Origin of the sequence: Neisseria uirgultaei, assembly GCF_962719845.1 — a bacterium.
GTDB classification, from domain to species: Bacteria; Pseudomonadota; Gammaproteobacteria; order Burkholderiales; family Neisseriaceae; genus Neisseria; species Neisseria bergeri.
In genome coordinates this window covers 126947-146628 of the sequence record NZ_CAUIYF010000002.1, presented here as the reverse complement: position 1 = coordinate 146628, position 19682 = coordinate 126947, and the positions used below count along the sequence as shown (strand labels likewise).

18 protein-coding genes and 2 pseudogenes are annotated in these 19682 nt (G+C 48.0%); 4 read left to right on the top strand and 16 right to left on the bottom strand.

Annotated features, from left to right (window positions below):
* Window positions 1-12: 12 nt before the first annotated feature.
* The 11 genes and pseudogenes from Q9J32_RS01905 to Q9J32_RS01855 form a co-directional block, all read right to left on the bottom strand.
* Window positions 13-294, bottom strand: a complete 282-nt coding sequence (locus Q9J32_RS01905) for a DUF2523 family protein (RefSeq protein WP_118802023.1) — start codon at window positions 292-294, stop codon at window positions 13-15.
* A 1-nt stretch (window position 295) separates the two neighbouring features.
* Window positions 296-2038: a virulence factor TspB C-terminal domain-related protein gene (locus tag Q9J32_RS01900; RefSeq protein ID WP_301885420.1), complete on the bottom strand. Its 1743-nt coding sequence runs from the start codon at window positions 2036-2038 to the stop codon at window positions 296-298.
* Window positions 2028-2342, bottom strand: a complete 315-nt coding sequence (locus tag Q9J32_RS01895) for a hypothetical protein (protein WP_301885421.1) — start codon at window positions 2340-2342, stop codon at window positions 2028-2030. Before Q9J32_RS01895 ends, Q9J32_RS01900 begins: the two co-directional genes overlap by 11 nt.
* Window positions 2343-2351: 9 nt before the next feature.
* Window positions 2352-2576, bottom strand: a complete 225-nt coding sequence (locus Q9J32_RS01890; RefSeq protein WP_301885422.1) for a major capsid protein — start codon at window positions 2574-2576, stop codon at window positions 2352-2354.
* Between the two features lie 95 nt (window positions 2577-2671).
* Window positions 2672-2941 carry a hypothetical protein gene (locus tag Q9J32_RS01885; RefSeq protein WP_301885423.1) on the bottom strand — a complete coding sequence of 90 codons (270 nt, stop codon included), beginning with the start codon at window positions 2939-2941 and terminating at the stop codon, window positions 2672-2674.
* Window positions 2942-2946: 5 nt separating this feature from the next.
* Window positions 2947-3864: a rolling circle replication-associated protein gene (locus tag Q9J32_RS01880; RefSeq protein ID WP_301885424.1), complete on the bottom strand. Its 918-nt coding sequence runs from the start codon at window positions 3862-3864 to the stop codon at window positions 2947-2949.
* A 371-nt stretch (window positions 3865-4235) separates the two neighbouring features.
* Window positions 4236-4544, bottom strand: a complete 309-nt coding sequence (locus Q9J32_RS01875; protein ID WP_002222091.1) for a hypothetical protein — start codon at window positions 4542-4544, stop codon at window positions 4236-4238.
* Window positions 4545-4997: 453 nt separating this feature from the next.
* Window positions 4998-5321 carry a DUF6572 domain-containing protein gene (locus Q9J32_RS01870; RefSeq protein ID WP_002222093.1) on the bottom strand — a complete coding sequence of 108 codons (324 nt, stop codon included), beginning with the start codon at window positions 5319-5321 and terminating at the stop codon, window positions 4998-5000.
* A 285-nt stretch (window positions 5322-5606) separates the two neighbouring features.
* A pseudogene (locus Q9J32_RS01865) lies at window positions 5607-5902 on the bottom strand (hypothetical protein); the annotation flags it as partial.
* 159 nt (window positions 5903-6061) lie between these two features.
* Window positions 6062-7090, bottom strand: coding sequence for an anthranilate phosphoribosyltransferase (trpD, locus tag Q9J32_RS01860; protein WP_301885426.1), 1029 nt, complete (start codon window positions 7088-7090; stop codon window positions 6062-6064).
* 63 nt (window positions 7091-7153) lie between these two features.
* On the bottom strand, window positions 7154-7744 hold the full coding sequence (locus Q9J32_RS01855; RefSeq protein ID WP_301885427.1) for an aminodeoxychorismate/anthranilate synthase component II: 591 nt from the start codon (window positions 7742-7744) through the stop codon (window positions 7154-7156).
* Between the two features lie 424 nt (window positions 7745-8168).
* On the opposite strand from Q9J32_RS01855, the gene znuD reads away from it, so the two are divergent.
* Complete coding sequence (znuD, locus tag Q9J32_RS01850; RefSeq protein ID WP_301885428.1) at window positions 8169-10457, top strand: TonB-dependent zinc receptor ZnuD; 2289 nt, start codon at window positions 8169-8171, stop codon at window positions 10455-10457.
* Window positions 10458-11433: 976 nt separating this feature from the next.
* Here the strand turns inward: znuD and Q9J32_RS01845 are convergent.
* Window positions 11434-12264, bottom strand: a complete 831-nt coding sequence (locus Q9J32_RS01845) for a phosphatidylserine decarboxylase (RefSeq protein ID WP_301885429.1) — start codon at window positions 12262-12264, stop codon at window positions 11434-11436.
* Window positions 12265-12418: 154 nt separating this feature from the next.
* On the opposite strand from Q9J32_RS01845, the gene uvrA reads away from it, so the two are divergent.
* The 3 genes from uvrA (at window position 12419) to Q9J32_RS01830 (ending at window position 16936) form a co-directional block, all read left to right on the top strand.
* Window positions 12419-15274: an excinuclease ABC subunit UvrA gene (gene uvrA, locus Q9J32_RS01840; RefSeq protein WP_301885430.1), complete on the top strand. Its 2856-nt coding sequence runs from the start codon at window positions 12419-12421 to the stop codon at window positions 15272-15274.
* Window position 15275: 1 nt separating this feature from the next.
* On the top strand, window positions 15276-16103 hold the full coding sequence (locus Q9J32_RS01835; protein WP_301885431.1) for a putative phage abortive infection protein: 828 nt from the start codon (window positions 15276-15278) through the stop codon (window positions 16101-16103).
* Between the two features lie 365 nt (window positions 16104-16468).
* Window positions 16469-16936: an REP-associated tyrosine transposase gene (locus tag Q9J32_RS01830; RefSeq protein ID WP_373321656.1), complete on the top strand. Its 468-nt coding sequence runs from the start codon at window positions 16469-16471 to the stop codon at window positions 16934-16936.
* Here the strand turns inward: Q9J32_RS01830 and Q9J32_RS01825 are convergent.
* The 4 genes and pseudogenes from Q9J32_RS01825 to Q9J32_RS01810 form a co-directional block, all read right to left on the bottom strand.
* Window positions 16937-17074 (bottom strand): annotated as a pseudogene (locus Q9J32_RS01825) (IS630 family transposase); the annotation flags it as partial. It lies immediately after the preceding gene.
* A 171-nt stretch (window positions 17075-17245) separates the two neighbouring features.
* Entirely contained in the window at window positions 17246-18136 is an 891-nt protein-coding gene (sucD, locus tag Q9J32_RS01820; protein WP_002221113.1) for a succinate--CoA ligase subunit alpha, read from the bottom strand.
* Between the two features lie 10 nt (window positions 18137-18146).
* Entirely contained in the window at window positions 18147-19313 is a 1167-nt protein-coding gene (gene sucC / locus Q9J32_RS01815; RefSeq protein WP_439652137.1) for an ADP-forming succinate--CoA ligase subunit beta, read from the bottom strand.
* A 71-nt stretch (window positions 19314-19384) separates the two neighbouring features.
* A complete protein-coding gene (locus Q9J32_RS01810; RefSeq protein WP_002242554.1) occupies window positions 19385-19672 on the bottom strand; it encodes a hypothetical protein in 288 nt (95 codons plus the stop codon).
* Window positions 19673-19682 lie beyond the last annotated feature (10 nt).

Below are 19682 nucleotides of genomic sequence, written 5' to 3'. Positions count from 1 at the left end.
GGCTTAATCTCTCTATTTTTTTGATATGCCTGCGGCAAGCTTCGTCAGGCTTTTTGTTGAAATGACAAAGGCAAATGCGCCGATTATCCAGTTAAGCACTACGCCCAAACCTGCGATATAGGCAATTTGTAAGGCTTCTTTCGGTATGCTGTTCAGGTTTTCGGCAATGGCCGCAACTATACGGCTCTGTACTTCGTTTAGGCCTACGTAGGTTACAAATGACAGACCAAACGCGGCGATTAGTCTGCCTGCTACGGTCATCAGTACCGCGGTTATGATGTTCCCAATATTCATTTTAGTCTTTCAGTGATGAATAAACGAAAAAGGAGCAGGATACGATTGTGATAAGTATCAAAATCGGTCTTAGTTTTCGGGCAAAATCGCATAGGGGGTCATATGAAAATTCATGTTGTCCGAACATGCCGAAATCTACGCTTCTAGGTTCGGGGCATACGCCGTCAACTGAAAATATATCGGCTGGTTTAAAGTCTAAATCTACGGTTTGGGTGGGTATGTTGGGGTCTTCATAGGCTGTGTTTTCCTGCGGTGGTTGGTCTTCTTTGGGCTTGTTTGGCACGGTCGGATCATCGGGTGTGATAGGTGTGCTTGGGTTGTTTGGTATCAACGGGATTCGCGTTGGGGCTTGTGGGCTGTTCGGCACGAGGTCGGAACGGGGAATAACGCTTGTTGTTACGCTGCCGTCTTTGTTTATCGTGATTTGGGTCTGCTGTGGTGTATTTGAGCCTGACGGAGTATAAGGGTCAGTAATAGCCGTTGCCGGTGTGAACTCGGTCGATGTTGTCGAATCGGGTACGACGTTGCCCATTTTGGCGAGCTGGTTCATTAGTTCGTTATGGTTGGTTTGTTGGTTCTCAAGCATGCTCTTGAGAATGTCTAAAATTTCCTGTTGGGTTAGTTGGAAATCTTTGGGATTCGGGTCAGGTACTATTTTTATGCCACTGGAATTTGTTGGGTAAGCTTTTACCACTAAGGAAATATCATAATAACCACTATAAACACCGTTCGATATATGTCTTGGAGTATCTTTGTGCTTAAATTTGTAACTTGTTTTAAAACCCTCAATATTAAGATCTACGCTTTCGCCCCAGTCTTTTTGACTATACGAAAATCCATAAATATAACGACCCCCATCATTTTCTAAATACGCAGTCACCCATTTAACCTCTGGTTCAAGTAATTCACCGCCGTTTCCGTTTGCTGCGTATCTGTAACCTGTTTCTTGAAAACTAATTAGAAAGGGTTTTAAGACTTTGCCGTTTTCATTTTTGGGCTTGAGTTTCTCTTTTTCGAATTTTTCAGCTCTCGCTACTTCTCCGGCTACTTTTGCGGCTTTGGCTGCTACGGCGTAGCCTACTGCTCCTCTGAAGTCTCCTGATTTTTGTGCTTGCTCTTGGGCTTGTTGCTGTTGGGCGGCTATTTGTCCTAATTGTTCACCGCTAGAACTGCTTCTAATACCTGTTTTATCTAAAAAATTATTAATCCCGCTACCAAGTCCAGTTATATCCAACGCTTCTAGACCTGATAACAATGCGCCAACTGTATTTCTAGCTGCGTCGCCCCAGCTTCCTTCTTTAATATCTCTATATGCCCAAGCGGCATAATCAGAACCAATAGCACCGCCTGCCGCTGACAAACCTGCTAACGTGCCACCAATAGCAGCTTCAACACGTCCGATATTAACGCGCTGCGTTACTTGGGTGTTCACGTTCGCTTTGTTGCCGTACGCGTCCGTTACGGTTACACGCTGGTTCTGCGTCCCCGTGATTTGGCCGCCTCCGCTGCTTACTGTCGGTTTGCCTGTTGGGTTTGTTTGTACTTTCCAAACGCCTGTCTCTCTGTTGTATCCCATTTGCTCGAGTTTTTGGGCTGATGGAAAGCCTACGTTTTGGTGGTGTGCAGGTGGGGGTAGTTGCGCGTCTGCGTTTACTTGAGCATGAGGAACGACAACGCCCAGCAGCAGAACAGGTAGGGGGCGGCGGCAATTAAAAATAAAATTTCGGGGAGCATTATTCTTCATCTCTTTCTTTCAGTATGTTCAAGGTTGAAAGCACTACGCGGATAATCCAAACGACGGCAAACGCGCCCAACAGGGCTATTCCTACTTCCCTGCCTGCGTTTGTGTATTCGTTTGGGTCGCATTGGGGAAATGTGGGTTTTACGGGGTATTCATGCCCCTGCTGTTTGTATGTCCAAGTCCTGCCGTTAAAAACGGGGTGATGTAACACCCCGTCTTTATCTATCGTCGGTACGACTTGGGTCATCACGATGTTCACTGCTTCGTCTTCTGTGAAATAGCATATTCTGCCTACTTGATAACCCATGTCGTTTCCTTAGGCTTTGGATACTGCGCGTTTAATTACGCCGATGGTTACGATTGCAACGGCTACGCCAAGAATCACGCCGCCCAGGGCTGCAATGCCTGTTTTCAGGCTGCCGATTTCGTTTTGTGCTGCTTCCAACGGTGTGCCATCAGCCCAAGCGGGAGCAGACATTACGGCTACTGCTACGGTTGCAGCGGCTTTACTCGCTGCGGTTTTCAGTTTCATGATATTCATGATTTTTTTCCTTTAAGTGAGTTAAAAAAATGTTGTGGCCGTTTTTAGGGGTCTGATTCAGGGGAAACGGCCAACCCCTGAATTTTGCTTGTGCGTTAACGTTCGTCAGAGTAATAGACGTTGTCTTTAAAGGCGCGCAGGTGGATTTCCAGCGTTACGACTTGATCGCGCTTGAAATGCTGGTATTTTTCAGGGTTCTTTGTACGCACTTCGCAAAGCTGCGTGCCATCTTCACTGCGGACGAGCAGGCCTAGATAGTGGACTTTGACGTATGTGCCGTCTGCGTTTTTGCGCTCTTTGACAAATTCGCGGTCAAATGACGCGATTACAAAAAAGCCTTGTTTCGGGGTTTGGTTTTCACTCATGTTGGTTACTCCATGTTTAAGATGATTTCGCGGTTTTTAAATGCCCATTTCGGGCTTAGGACAAAGGCCAAGACAGTGTTGTAATTATCTTGGGTAATTCTGGGTAGGGCTGCGCGGTATTTCCACTCTGCTACGCGGTTCAGGTAGCTTTCTACCCGCTCAACCCATTTTTTTAACTTGCGTCTCCACTCTTTCGAGCCTTTGGACACAAAAGCAAAATTGCTGTTTGCTACTTTCCATACGCATTTTTTGTCCATGCTAGTACGAACAAGCCGATAGCCCTTGTCTTCAGGCAGGCGGCTGTTGATGTGTTTACTGATGTACTTGGACACATACCGCGCCAAGCCTTTGATGTTGGTTTTTACGGGCAGCAGTTCAGTACGGCCAAAGCCGTATTTGTGGACGTTTTCGCGGAGCAATGCCCACAGTTTGCGCAATGCTGGATTGGCAGAGCTGTAGCGACCTGCGGCGATTTCGCGGAAATTCAGGCCACGCCGTATATCGACACGGGTATTTACGATTAGATGGAAATGAATACGACCTTTTTTTGTACGCTCATAAACAGCGATGTACTCGGGGAAGTGGCGTTTGAGAAAGTTAGTCCTCAAGCTGTGGAAACGGCGTTGCGCTTCTTTCGGGTCGATTACGTCATCGGCAAAGGTCAGGGTTAAAAAGCCGACTTTGTTCAGGCCAAAGGCTTCAATGAACACTTTAACGTTCATTTCTAGAGCAGTAGTGGATTTTTTGTAAGAAGTAGAAAACTCGTTCAGCGTGTTCGCTTTACGGTTTTCATGCTGACTTTGCAACTGCTTGATTTCGCCGCTGTTTGCGGTCTCAATGCAATTGTTACTATTAAGACAAGGAAGCGCGGCACGCTTCGCGTTCGCTTGCTGCTGAAACTCAATTTGTTGCTGTAAAAACATTTTAGATCCCTCTCAAATGTCGGTTAATCGAATTTATCAAGGGGTTTTAAATGTATTTTACACTCCCTTAACGGAAGCGAAATATATAAGCGAAATATATAAGGCCGTCTGAAACGTATTCTTGTTGTTTCAGACGGCCTTTTAGCTCAAACTTTGAGAACTACATATGTGCATTCCGCACATCCTACGTATTGAGTTTAGGTTTCATATGAGCTACGGCTTGCTATGCCGTCTTTTTTTCCAGGTGTGGTCGCGGCTTTGGTTTTCGGCAAGGTAGGCGTTTACTTGGTCAGATGGCGGATTTTTTATTCGTCGTAGATGATGGAGACGCTGATACCGGAGTAAGCGTAGATTGGATCTTGACCTCAAATCTACACTTGTTTTACATAAAATTTCGTGTCTCTATTTGAAAAATCTAAATAACAACATTCTACTTTACCTATTGAATTGATTATAGTTGAAACAGGAATATTAAGAAGCCTAATACCCAAATCATCAATTTCAAAATCATTAATTCCACTCTTATAAAGATAGCTTATTATTTCATCATTAATTTTTCCAAGCCAATTAAAAGAAATATCTTCTAAAAAAAACTTATTTGGTTCAAATATCTCTATCGCTTCAAGCTGATTTTTATCATCATAAAAACAATGGATATTCAATTCGGGAAAAACATCCATAGGAACCCGAGAGTATGATGACTTATAAATTTCTTGTACATCAGAACTAAATATTGCACGAACTTGTTTTCGATTCAGATTTGATGAGATAATGTTTACACAATTTTCTATTTTTTTTGAACTAAAATAAAAAATTTTCATAATTTTTTGCCTAAACAATATTACCATTTTCGTAAGATACATAGAACAAACCATGTCTTATCCATTTTGTTCCATCGGCAGACAGATAACGACTATATCTAAATTTTATTTTTACTCTCATAAAAAATTTCTGCAATATTCAATATATTTACTTTCTTAACCATAGCGTAAATTCCTCAGGCTTATATATTTCAGTATAAGTATGACTTAAGGGATATGACGCCGCGTGTTACGATTTGCTTCTTTTGATTTCAGGGTTTATATAAGTTATGGCTTGCCTGTGCTCGAAGTGATAAAGAGAGTATTTACTTTTCAACTATAAAAATATGAGATAGTTCCATGAGAAAACCGTAATTTAAGTTTTAATAAAGCACCTTCTAGGCGATATAAAAATTTTCTATAATTTTCATTTGGTTTATATTTATATATAAGCTGTATTTCAATAGTCTCATAGCTACTTTCTCCAAAATCTTCAAAAATTTGACCTGATTCAATATATTGAATATATGAATTTATTTTTTCTTGCAACAAAAACAAATGCTCGTTATCCCATTTTAAATGATCAGAAATAGTTAATATGAGTATTCCGTTTTCAATAGAGGCTGAATCAATTACATTCTCTTCCAAAATAGACATTATCCTTTCCTTTCAATGATAACTTTAGTAGGCTTAATTTTGGTCCCCTTTGGATAGCCTGGTTTCCCCTTGCCGACCACTGTTGCTCCCGTTCTTTCAATTTCAGGAAAAGCTTTTTTCTGATTTTTGGTAAGTGGCGCAGTTATTGAAGCCTTATATCGGGCGGTAACTTCCAGCACAAAAAAGCGGAGTAGTTCTTTCTATATTTTTTCTTTAATTTTCAGTACATTATCTTCATATTTCAAGGGTAACATATCTGCTGTTCTAGTACAGTCTCAAAATATATTATAGATTCAATTGAGAAATAACAGATTCAACTGTACCTTTCTTATACCTGATTTCTTTAAAGTTTTTCCCATTTTCCATTTTAATATTCCCATTTTTATCTCTTTGATACTGCTCAGGCACTTCTGCAAAATAACTGCTATGCGGATAGCAAAACCCCTTACATGTACCTTGTGTAGTGCCATTATTCCTAACAAGAAAAATGGCGGTATCCACATTGTCGATCTATTACCAATAAAATCCTTGTTATGCACAATCGAATAGGCTCCGCTGTTATAAGTTTTACCATCTTCACCCGTACTCTACCACACGTTGCAACTGCAATCTTTACTCCTTTACAGCCCCAAAAGTTTTTATATAAATAAATTGCCCTCTCCATTCTTTTAACCCTGAAACACAAATGCCGTCTGAAGCCTTTCAGACGGCATTTGTTGCTCTATATTCATTCTGCCAGCTTAGGCGAATTGCCGCGTAAACCCGACAAATTCCTCTTTTTTCGCCTTCGCCCTACCTGAATCAATCGCTTCCCGTGCGGCAGATATGCCGTCTGAAAGCGAAGCAGCGACATTTCCGGCATATAGGGCGGCGGCGGTGTTGAGCAATACGATATCGCGCGCAGCCCCTTCTTTCCCGTCCAACACCTCGTTCATTTTCAACAAAGATTCCTGAGTATTGGCAACTTTGATTTCATCCAAATTGCGGCGGGTTTCGATATCGAAATCTTCGGGGAGGATGTCGTATTCGCTGATTTTTCCGTCTTTGAGTTCGGCAACGCGCGTTTTGCCCGTCAGTGTAATTTCATCCAAACCGCCCTCCCCGCAAACAACCAAAACGTGTTTTGAACCGAGTTGTTGCAAGACCCGCGACAAAATGCCGCACAAATCGGTATGGAACACGCCCAAAAGCTGGTTCGGCGCACCCGCAGGATTGGTTAACGGACCCAATATATTGAAAATACTTCGGAAACCGAGCGAACGGCGCACCGGGGCGACATAGCGCATGGCACTGTGGTGATTGGGCGCGAACATAAACCCGATGCCGGTCTGCCTGATACTTTGGGCAATCTGTTCGGGAGTCAGGTTGAGGTTTGCGCCCATCTGCTCCACCACGTCCGCCGCGCCGCTGGAAGATGAAACAGAACGCCCGCCGTGTTTGGCAACCTTCGCGCCTGCCGCTGCGGCAATAAACATCGAAGTCGTCGAAATATTAAAGGTTTTCGCGCCATCCCCGCCCGTACCGACGATATCGACCAGCCCCTCCGCATTCTCCAGCGGCACTTTTGCCGCAAACTCGCGCATCACGGCGGCGGCGGCGGTAATTTCGGAAACGGTTTCAACCTTGATACGCAATCCTGTCAAAATCGCCGCAATTTGTTCGGGCGGCACTTTTCCACTCATAATCTGACGCATCAAGTCGGTCATTTCATCGTAAAACAACTCATTATTGCTGATTAATCGTTCGATAGCCTGTTGCGGTGTAATCATTTTTTGTCCTCCGTTCAATATTCGGACGAAAATGCCGTCTGAAGGGCTTCAGACGGCATCACGTCAGATTTTTTGCGGTTTGAAGTTTTGAAATTCAACTAAAAAATTGTTTAACATATCATGTCCGTGTTCGGTCAAAAGGGCTTCGGGGTGGAACTGCACGCCCTCGACGGCATATTCCTTATGGCGCACGCCCATAATCTCGCCGTCTTCCGTCCAAGCCGTTACTTCCAAACATTCGGGCATCGTGCCGCGTTCGATAACGAGGCTGTGATAACGCGTACAGGTAACCGGATTGGGCAAACCCTTAAACATCCCCTTGCCAGAATGGGACACGGGCGACACCTTGCCGTGCATCAGCGTTTTGGCGCGGACTATCCTGCCGCCGAACGCCTCGCCTATCGTCTGATGCCCGAGGCACACACCCATAATCGGCAGCCTGCCGGCGAAATGGCGCATCGCCGCCACGGAAATCCCCGCTTCTTTGGGCGAACACGGACCGGGTCCGATAACGAGATATTGCGGATTCAAGGCTTCGATTTCCTCCAACGTAATATCATCGTTGCAGCGCACGGCAACTTCCTGCCCCAATTCAGCGAAATACTGGACGATGTTGTAAGTAAAACTGTCGTAATTGTCGATAAACAAAAGCATTTTGTGATTAACCTATTGATTTATAATTTTGTTTATTATTAACTGCATTTCCGATATCCCCATCCATACCCCTTATATCTTAGCGTGCCCGATGCGCCCTCGTGAATCTGGCGCAGAGCCTCGCGTTCTGACAAGTACGCCATTTTGCCACCTTTTCGACCGTTCGGGAAAGCACCGATTTTATGCCCTCATAAATTTTGGTTATCCCGCAGCCGAACATAATAGGCAAACACAGCAGAATCTGCATCAACATCAACCGCGCCCCCCCCGAATGACGGCGGATACAAATGGACACCGCCCGATGCCGCAACCGCGTCATTTGAAAAACTTTTGCCTATGCCCTCTGAGTGTTCTCAAAATCTTATGATATAAAAAATGCAATGTTATATAATAACAAAATTTTGAAACGCGACGAGAAACCAAAATGGCACAAATTACACTCAAACCCATTGTTTTATCAATTCTTTTAATCAGCACGCCCCCCCCCGCCCTAGCACATGAAACCGAGCAATCGGTGGACTTGGAAACGGTCAGCGTTGTCGGCAAAAGCCGTCCGCGCGCGACTTCGGGACTGTTACACACTTCAACCGCCTCCGATAAAATCATCTCCGGCGATACTTTGCGCCAAAAAGCCGTCAACTTGGGCGACGCTTTGGACGGCGTACCGGGCATCCACGCTTCGCAATACGGCGGCGGTGCGTCTGCGCCTGTGATACGCGGGCAGACGGGCAGGCGGATTAAAGTGTTGAACCATCACGGCGAAACAGGCGATATGGCGGACTTTTCGCCCGATCACGCCATTATGGTAGATACCGCCTTGTCACAACAGGTTGAAATCCTGCGCGGGCCGGTAACGCTCTTGTACAGCTCGGGCAATGTGGCCGGTTTGGTTGATGTTGCCGATGGCAAAATTCCCGAAAAAATACCTGAAAACGGCGTATCGGGCGAAGCTGGATTGCGTTTGAGCAGCGGCAATCTGGAAAAACTCACGTCCGGCGGCATCAATATCGGTTTGGGCAACAACTTCGTGCTGCATACCGAAGGCTTGTACCGTAAATCGGGCGACTACGCCGTACCGCGCTATCAAAAAGAAGAAGGCCGTCTGAAACGACTGCCCGACAGCCATGCCGATTCCAAAACAGGCACTATCGGGCTGTCTTGGGTAGGCGAAAAAGGTTTTATCGGCGTAGCGTACAGCGACCGTCGCGACCAATACGGCCTGCCTGCCCACAGCCACGAATACGATGATTGCCACGCCGACATCATCTGGCAAAAGAGCTTGATTAACAAACGCTATTTGCAGCTTTATCCGCACTTGTTGACCGAAGAAGACATCGATTACGACAATCCGGGCTTGAGCTGCGGTTCTCACGACGGCGACGGTGCACACGCACACACCCACAACGGCAGACCGTGGATAGACCTGCGCAACAAACGCTACGAACTCCGCGCCGAATGGAAGCAGCCTCTCCCCGGTTTTGAAGCCCTGCGCGTACACCTGAACCGCAACGACTACCGCCACGACGAAAAAGCAGGCGATGCGGTCGAAAACTTCTTCAACAACAAAACGCAAAACGCCCGTATCGAGTTGCGCCACCAACCCATAGGCCGTCTGAAAGGCAGCTGGGGCGTGCAATATTTACAACAAAAATCCAGTGCTTTATCTGCCATATCCGAAGCGGTTAAACAACCGATGCTGCTTGACAATAAAGTGCAACATTACAGCTTTTTCGGCGTAGAACAGGCAGAATGGGACAACTTCACGCTTGAAGGCGGCGTACGCGTGGAAAAACAAAAAGCTTCCATCCAGTACGACAAAGCATTGATTGATCGGGAAAACTACTACAAGCAGCCCCTGCCCGACCTCGGCGCACACCGCCAAACCGCCCGCTCGTTCGCACTTTCGGGCAACTGGTATTTCACGCCGCAACACAAACTCAGCCTGACCGCCTCCCATCAGGAACGCCTGCCGTCAACGCAAGAGCTGTACGCACACGGCAAACACGTTGCCACCAACACTTTTGAAGTCGGCAACAAACACCTGAACAAAGAGCGTTCCAACAACATCGAACTCGCGTTGGGCTACGAAGGCGACCGCTGGCAATACAATCTGGCACTCTACCGCAACCGCTTCGGCAACTACATTTACGCCCAAACCTTAAACGATGGACGCGGCCCCAAATCCATCGAAGACGACAGCGAAATGAAGCTCGTGCGCTACAACCAATCCGGCGCCGACTTCTACGGTGCAGAAGGCGAAATCTACTTCAAGCCCACGCCGCGCTACCGCATCGGCGTTTCCGGCGACTATGTACGAGGCCGTCTGAAAAACCTGCCATCCCTACCCGGCAGGGAAGATGCTTACGGCAAGCGTCCTTTCATCACACAAGCCGACCAGAACGCACCTCGCGTTCCGGCTGCGCGCCTCGGCTTCCACCTGAAAGCCGCGCTGACCGACCGCATCGATGCCAACTTGGACTACTACCGCGTGTTCGCCCAAAACAAACTCGCCCGCTACGAAACGCACACGCCCGGACACCATATGCTCAACCTCGGCGCAAACTACCGCCGCAATACGCGCTATGGCGAGTGGAATTGGTACGTCAAAGCCGACAACCTGCTCAACCAATCCGTTTACGCCCACAGCAGCTTCCTCTCTGATACGCCGCAAATGGGCCGCAGCTTTACCGGCGGCGTGAACGTGAAGTTTTAAAATCGGACAGGCAAACAAAAAAAGGTTTTCAGACGGCATTCTGAAAACCTTTTTTTAATCAATTTGTTAGGAAATATGGCAAAGACAAAGAACAAACCACTATGCCATCATTCCCATTTTCTTTGTTTCATCATTCTTGCTTTCACGCCGTCATTCTCGCAAAAGCAGAAAAATCAAAAGCAAAAACCCAAGATCCCATCATTCCCGCGCAGGCGAGAATCCAATTCATTCGGTTTCAGCCGTTTCCGATAAATCGCCTTAGCATTTGGGTTCTAGATTCCCACTTTCGTGGGAATGACGGCGTAAAGGTTTCTGTTTTTTAAGTGTTAGGTAACTAATAAGTCGTCATTCCCGCGCAGGCGGGAATCCAATTCGTTCGGTTTCAGCCGTTTCCGATAAATCACTGTAACGTTAAGTTCCCGGATTCCCACTTTTCGTGGGAATGGCAGTGTAAAGGTTTCTGTTTTTTAAGTTTTAGGTAACTAATGAGTCGTCATTCCCGCGCAGGCGGGAATCCAATTCGTTCGGTTTCTGTTATTTCTGATAAATCACTGTAACGTTAAGTTCCCGGATTCCCACTTTCGTGGGAATGACGACGTAAAGGTTTCCGTTTTTTAAGTTTTAGGTAACTAATGAGTTGTCATTCCCGCGCAGGCGGGAATCCAATTCGTTCGGTTTCTGTTATTTCTGATAAATCACCGTAACGTTAAGTTCCCGGATTCCCACTTTCGTGGGAATGACGGCGTAAAGGTTTCTGTTTTTTAAGTTTTAGGTAACTAATGAGTCGTCATTCCCGCGCAGGCGGGAATCCAATTCGTTCGGTTTCAGCCGTTTCCGATAAATCACTGTAACGTTAAATTTCCAGATTCCCATTTTCGTGAACATAACGGTGTGAACATTAGCAAAAATTCAAAAAACCAAACTTCCTCATTCGTGTGAATGATGGTACTGATATTTTCTATTTCAGTTCGCAAAATTAATCTTTCAACACATCTTGCACAGCCGCCGGAATCTTAGCCGCCGCTGCTTCGATTTGCTGTTGCTCGGTAGATTGGTTTGCCACTGTCTCAACCGGAGCAGCTTGAGAAGCCGGAGTTGCTTGTGAAACTGGCGCGGCTTGTGGAGCTGCGGCTTTAGGCTCAGATTCAGTTTGCGGCGCAGTCAGCGGCAAACGCGCTAATACAGTGCTGACGCCGTTTACTTTATCGCCAATCGCCACTTGCGCCTGCGCGTCAACCGGAAGATACATATCCACGCGCGAACCGAAGCGGATAAAGCCGTAGCGTTCGCCACGGGACAGTTTCTCGCCCACTTTGGTGTAACACAAAATACGGCGGGCAACCAAGCCTGCGACTTGAACAAAAGTAATTTCACGACCAGAAGCCGTAGTCGCCAACACCGCATTACGTTCGTTTTCCGTGCTGGCTTTGTCCAAATCCGCATTCACGAATTTGCCTTTGTTATAGACCACTTCCGTAACCGTACAATCGGCAGGCGATTTTTGCGAATGCACGTTGAACACGTTCATAAAAATACTGATTTTCAAAGCATCGACATCACGATACGGATCGCGTGCGCGTTCGACCACCACGATACGGCCGTCAACCGGACTCAACACCGCTTCAGGGTTTTGCGGAATCTCACGCGCAGGATCGCGGAAAAACTGCAATGCAAATACGGTAAACACCCAAAACGGCAAAGACCACCAGCCGCAGCACATCGACACCAGCAGGCTCAAAGCCAAACCGCCGCCGATAATCGGCCAGCCCTCACGGGCGATAATCGGGTGGGGGTAAAGACGGTTCATTTGTCATCCTTTTATTCAAGCGGGTTAAAATTGCCGCCATTATAACGGAATCCGCCGCATTCCGCCGACAAATGCCGTCTGAACGCGGCTTCAGACGGCATCCGAGAAAGTGCTACAATATCGGTTTTCCTTTATTTTTCAGGCGGCATCCATTATGTGCAACCATCATCCCCGACATTCACACGACAACGACACCATCCGCATACGCGGCGCGCGCACGCATAATTTGAAAAACATCGATTTGGATATTCCGCGCCACAAGCTCGTGGTCATAACAGGATTGTCGGGCAGCGGCAAATCGTCGCTGGCATTTGATACTTTATATGCCGAAGGGCAGCGGCGTTATGTCGAGAGCCTTTCCGCCTATGCCCGTCAATTTTTACAGATGATGGACAAACCCGATGTCGATTTGATCGAAGGCCTCTCGCCCGCGATTTCCATCGAGCAGAAATCCACCAGCCACAATCCGCGTTCCACCGTCGGCACGGTAACGGAAATCCACGACTACCTGCGCCTTTTGTACGCACGCGTCGGCACGCCGTATTGCCCCGAACACAAGCTGCCGCTGTCGAGCCAAACCGTGTCGCAGATGGTCGATGCCGTATTAAAACTGCCGGAAGACACACGCGTGATGATTCTGGCGCCGGCAGTGCGCGAGCGTAAGGGCGAGTTTGTCGATTTCTTTGCCGACTTGCAGGCGCAGGGTTTTGCGCGGGTGCGCGTGGACGGCGAAGTCTATCAGTTGGACGAAGTGCCGAAGCTGGAAAAAAACATCAAACACAATATCGACGTGGTTATCGATCGCGTGAAAGTAAAAGCCGACATCAAGCAACGGCTGGCAGAAAGCTTTGAAACCGCGCTGCGCCACGGCAACGAGCGCGCGCTGGCGATGGAAATGGACAGCGGCGAAGAACATTGGTTCTCCGCGCGTTTTGCCTGCCCCGTGTGTTCGTACAGCCTGCCCGAATTGGAGCCGCGCCTCTTTTCGTTCAACAACCCGATGGGCTCCTGCCCGACTTGCGACGGCTTGGGCAACACCAATTTCTTCGATCCCGAAAAAGTGGTTGCCCATCCCGAATTGTCGTTAGCTTCGGGCGCGATTGACGGCTGGGACAAGCGCAACCAGTTCTATTTCCAAATGATTCAGTCGCTGGCGCGGCATTACGGTTTCGATGTGCAGGCTGCTTGGGAAACGCTACCTGAAAAAGTGAAAAAAGTCATCTTGCACGGCTCGGGCAAAGAAGTCATTGATTTCACTTACCTGTCCGAACGCGGCACCACCTTCAACCGCAGCCACGCCTTCGAAGGTATCATCCCCAATCTCGAACGCCGCTACCGCGAAACCGACAGCGAAACCGTGCGCGAAAAACTGCGCGAATACCAAAACCACCGCGCCTGCCCGAGCTGCGGCGGCGCACGTTTGCGCAAAGAAGCGCGCTACGTTTACGTCAGCGGCGAACCCTTGCACGAAGTTTCCGCCTGGCCGCTGACCAAAACCCACCAATTTTTCGAAACGCTGGATTTGGACGGCAACAAAAAACAAATCGCCGAGAAAATCCTCAAAGAAATCACCGAGCGGCTCGGCTTCCTGATTAACGTCGGGCTGGATTACCTGAATCTCTCCCGCTCCGCCGAAACCCTCTCCGGCGGCGAAGCCCAGCGCATCCGCCTCGCCAGCCAAATCGGCAGCGGCCTGACCGGCGTGATGTACGTTTTGGACGAACCCTCCATCGGCCTGCACCAGCGCGACAACGACCGCCTGCTCGCCACCCTCAAACGCCTGCGCGATTTGGGCAACAGCGTGATTGTGGTCGAACACGACGAAGACGCCATCCGCGAAGCCGATTTCGTCGTCGATATGGGCCCCGGCGCGGGCGAACACGGCGGCAACGTACTGATTGCCGACACGCCCGAAAACGTCGCCAAATGCGAAAAATCCGTTACCGGACAATATCTCAGCGGCAAAAAATCCATTGCCGTGCCGTCTGAACGCACGCCCGTCAATCCCGACCGAATGCTCGTCCTCAAAGGCGTGCGCGGCAACAACCTCAAAAACGTTACCCTCGAATTGCCGCTCGGTTTGATTACCTGCATCACCGGCGTATCCGGCAGCGGCAAATCCACCCTGATTAACGACACTCTCGCCAAAATCACCGCCCGCGAACTCAACCGCGCCCAAGAAGAACCCGCCCCATACGACGACATCTGCGGCCTCGAACACCTCGACAAAGTCATCAACGTCGACCAATCCCCCATCGGCCGCACCCCGCGCTCCAACCCCGCCACCTACACCGGCCTGTTTACCCCCATCCGCGAACTCTTCGCCGGCGTACCCCTCTCGCGCGAACGCGGCTACAACGTCGGCAGATTCTCCTTCAACGTCAAAGGCGGCCGCTGCGAAGCCTGCCAAGGCGACGGCGTGATTAAAGTCGAAATGCACTTCCTGCCTGACGTTTACGTCCCCTGCGAAGTCTGCCACGGCAAACGCTACAACCGCGAAACGCTCGAAATCCAATACAAAGGCAAAAACATCAGCCAAGTCCTCGACATGACCGTCGAAGAAGCCCGCGAATTTTTCGACGCCGTCCCCACCGTATCACGCAAACTACAAACCCTCATGGATGTCGGCCTCGGCTATATCCGCCTCGGCCAGTCCGCCACCACCCTCTCCGGCGGCGAAGCCCAACGCGTCAAACTTGCCCTCGAACTCTCCAAACGCGACACCGGCAGAACGCTCTACATCCTCGACGAACCGACCACCGGCCTGCACTTCGCCGACATCGCCCTGCTGCTGGAAGTCATAGGTCGTCTGAAAGGCAAAGGCAACTCGATTGTGATTATCGAGCATAATCTGGACGTGATTAAAACCGCAGATTGGATTGTGGACTTAGGGCCGGAAGGGGGAGATGGTGGTGGGAGAATTATTGCGGAAGGTAGCCCCGAAGAAGTGGCGAAGGTTAAGGGGAGTTATACTGGGAAGTATTTGAAAAATATGATTTTGGATAAATGAAATGAATAAATTTATTTCGACTATTTTGTTAGTTATCATTTTTGCTCTGATTGGCATATTGTGGTGGAATTACCCAGAAATTCTAAACTGGAAAATTCAGCTATCTACTAAAATAGAGACCCCAAGCAAAGAAATGTTAGGTTTGCACGGAGATTCTTATGGAAGTTTAAATGCTATCTTCTCAGGGCTTGCAATGTGCGGTGCTTTTATCGCAATTTATATTGGCAATAGAGAGAGAAAAGCTAGGCAAACCGAAGAGCATCTGTTTAAACATCTTGAAACAGTCAACAACATCATTGATGGGCTTCAATTACTTAAAGGAAAAGTATCCTATAAAATTGAGGGACATAAACGAGATTTATACATACAAGAAGGTGTGTCTGGTCGGCTTGTATTTATTATATTAAGAAATCACTTTAAGCTTGAAAGAATTCCCTCGCATTCTAAAGGAAATATAGGAAAGTATGAGAATTTTTATGAAGAATATTTACACAGAGTTCTCGGGCATTATTTTAGAGGCATATACCATGCAGTAAAGTATATAGATAAAAGTAAATTAAGTAAGGAGCAGAAAACTTTTTATATACACATGCTACGTGCACAAATCTCAAGTGATGAATTGTTTTTTCTGTTTTATAGTGGGCTATCTAAATGGGGAAAAGATAAATTTGCTCCACTGATAGAGAAATACCATCTTTTTGAACATCTTCACGATGAAATAACATCAACTGATTTAATTCGCTATAAAAAAACAGCTTATGGTAATAACTTAAACTTACTTGAGGAATATGAAAAGCAAGAAAAAAATCAACAAAAAAGCAAGCCGTAGCCTACATACCCAATCCACGCGCGTGCGTGGCTGCGCCACACACCTTACCTGTGAATTACGCGGAACTTCAAAATCAACGCGTAGCAAGCCGTAGCCTGCATACCCCTCCCCCTCCGCGTGCGTGGCTGTGCCGTACACCCTACCTGTGAATTGCACGGAACTTCAAAGCCAACGTGTAGGGTGTGTGCGGTACGCACGCACGCGGTTGCTTGATTGACGGTTTGCCGTTTCAACTTTTAACTTTGTTGAAGCTGACGCTTTCAGACGGCCTCCGATATCGTCTGAAAGCGTCAGCTTCAACAAAGTTAAAACCTTAAACAACAAACCGTTCCTTCTCCAACACCCAAACCACAAACAAAAATCCTATGGCGCGTTATCGCAGAAACTTCATTGCCGGCGGCACATTCTTTTTCACCGTCAAACTCGCCAACCCAAAATCGCGCCTGCTTGTCGAACATATCGACTTATTGCGTGCGGCTTATATGGATGTGCAAAAACAATATCCCTTTGAAACCGTCACCGTATGCGTACTGCCGAACTACATTCACGCCATTTGGACGTTGCCGCCCGACGATGCGGATTATTCCCTGCGCTGGCGGCTGATTAAAACCAAATTCTCCGCACATTTCCCTCGTGCCGAAAACCTGTCTGCCAGCAAGAAAACCTGTCTGCCAGCAAACAGCGGCAGCACGAACGCGGTATTTGGCAACGGCGTTTTTACGAACACACCGTGCGCGACGAAACAGATTTGCAGCGTTGCGCGGACTACATCCATTCCAATCCTATCAAACAAAAAATGTCGCGTGCTAAAACAGAATCCTGCAAAAATATAATCAATTAAAATCAAAATAGGACAGTAGTGCATCGTCAAATCGGGCGTAATCAGACAAAACGGTTTGCAGATACCGCTTAATATTCGCCCACACTTTCTCAATCGGGTTGAGCTCAGGTGAATAAGGTGCAAGAGGCAATTTACGGGTTTACTCCTGTTTGACCGATAAATATTCTGACTGCCTCAAAGGGCAAAAAATAATGTGGGTATGTTGAGGCTGCCTCTTTTTGAAATGACAAACAAAATGCCGTCTGAAACCCGATTTCCGGTTTCAGACGGCATTTGATGTTCAATCAGTTGTCAAACCTGATTATGCCAAACCTTTTGCTTTCAACACTTCCAGCATCGTCGTGCCCAACTCGGCAGGGCTGCGTGTGTAGGCGATGCCGGCTTTTTCGAAAGCGGCGAATTTTTCCTCGGCAGTACCTTTGCCGCCGGAGATAATCGCACCGGCGTGGCCCATGCGTTTGCCTTTAGGAGCGGTAACACCGGCAATGTAACCGACAACAGGTTTGGTTACGTTGGATTGGATGTATTCGGCTGCTTCTTCTTCCGCAGTACCGCCGATTTCACCGATCATGATAATGGCGTCGGTATCCGGGTCTTCTTGGAAGAGTTTCAGTGCGTCGATTTGGTTCATACCGGGAATCGGGTCGCCGCCGATACCGATACAGGTTGATTGACCCAAGCCCAGTTTGGTGGTTTGTGCCACAGCTTCGTAAGTCAATGTACCGGAACGGGAAATAATACCGATGCGGCCCGGAGTGTGGATGTGGCCCGGCATAATGCCGATTTTGCACTCACCCGGAGTAATCACGCCCGGGCAGTTTGGGCCGACCAAACGTGTGCCGTTGCCGTTGGTCTCCAAGTAGCGTTTGGCTTTGAGCATGTCCAGAGTCGGTACGCCTTCGGTAATCACAACGACCAAGCCTACGCCTGAATCAACAGCTTCAACGATAGAGTCTAAAACAAACGGAGCGGGAACGTAAATCACGGATGCGTCAGCACCGGTTTCTTTAACGGCTTCTTTCATGGTGTTGAATACAGGCAGGTTCAGGTGGGTTTGACCGCCTTTGCCCGGGGTAACGCCGCCGACAACTTTAGTGCCGTAAGCCAGAGCTTGTTCGGAGTGGAAAGTACCGTTTTTACCGGTGAAACCTTGAACCAATACTTTGGTGTCTTTATTAATCAATACGCTCATTCTTTTCTCCTTAGGCGTTTACGGCTGCAACAATTTTTTCGGCTGCGTCATTCAGGCCGTCTGCAGAAGTCAGTTTCAGACCTGATTCGTTCAGGATTTTCGCGCCGAGTTCGGCGTTGTTACCTTCCAAACGAACAACGACAGGAACGTTGACGTTGATTTCTTTAACGGCTGCCACGATGGCTTCCGCAATCATGTCGCAACGTACGATACCGCCGAAGATATTGATCAATACGCCTTTAACGGATTTGTCTTCCAGAATCAGTTTGAACGCTTCAACCACGCGGTCTTTGGTTGCGCCGCCGCCAACGTCCAAGAAGTTGGCAGGTTGGCCGCCTTTGAGTTTGATGATGTCCATAGTAGCCATCGCCAAACCGGCACCATTAACCATACAGCCGATGTTGCCTTCCAAGGCAACATAGTTCAGGTCGAATTCGGAAGCTTTCAGCTCACGTTCGTTTTCTTGGGATTTGTCGCGTAATTCGGTGATTTTTGGCAGTCGGTAGAGGGCGTTGCTGTCGATACCGATTTTGCCGTCCACGCAGGCGAGCGCGCCGTTTTCGCGAACTGCCAATGGGTTTACTTCAAACAGTGCGAAGTCGTTTTCGATAAACGCTTTGTACGCGCCGGTCATCAGTTTGACGAACTCGTTGATTTGTTTGTCTTTCAAGCCCAGTTGGAAGGCAACTTCGCGAGCTTGGCAAGGTTGCAGGCCGACCAGCGGATCAACGGTTACTTTGAAGATTTTTTCAGGAGTTTCGGCAGCAACTTTTTCGATTTCCACGCCGCCTTCGGTAGAAGCCATGAATGTAACGCGGCGGGTAGAACGGTCAACCACTGCGCCCAAGTACAGCTCGGTTTGAACCGGATACATGTCTTCGCAAACCAAAACGCTGTTGACAGGTTGGCCGTTGGCATCGGTTTGGTAAGTTACCAAGTTGGTGCCAATCAGGCTTTCAGCCACTTCTTTAGCTTCTTCGCGGCTTTTAACGACTTTTACGCCGCCCGCTTTACCGCGGCCGCCGGCGTGTACTTGTGCTTTGACAACAGCGAATTTGCCGCCCAATTTGTCGTAAGCTGCAGCGGCTTCTTCGCCGTTGTGTGCCAAAATACCGCCTTGTACGGGCAAACCGTAGCCAGCCAGCAGTTCTTTAGCCTGATACTCGTGTAAATTCATGGATTTCTCCTTAAGGTGAGTGGGTTTTAGGAATCGCCCTGCGGCCAATCCCATATTTTCAGACGGCCCTACTATTTACTGAAGGGCAACCACATCCGCGCCAGCAGATACATGGTTGCGCCACCTCCTCCGAGAATAAAAAAGACAATGCCTTTTTTACGCGAATTCGGGCAGAGCAGATAAACGGCAAGGCTGAAACTGATAAATAACAATGCCACGCGCCAAACCAATTCTTTATCTTTGAAACGGTTGAGCGTATAAGTTTCGGTCATCATCACATACATCTGCCACAATGCGGCCATACACATGCTGATGATGCCCGCCGGTATAAAGAAAATACCGACTATTTCTTTGTTCATAATGAATGTA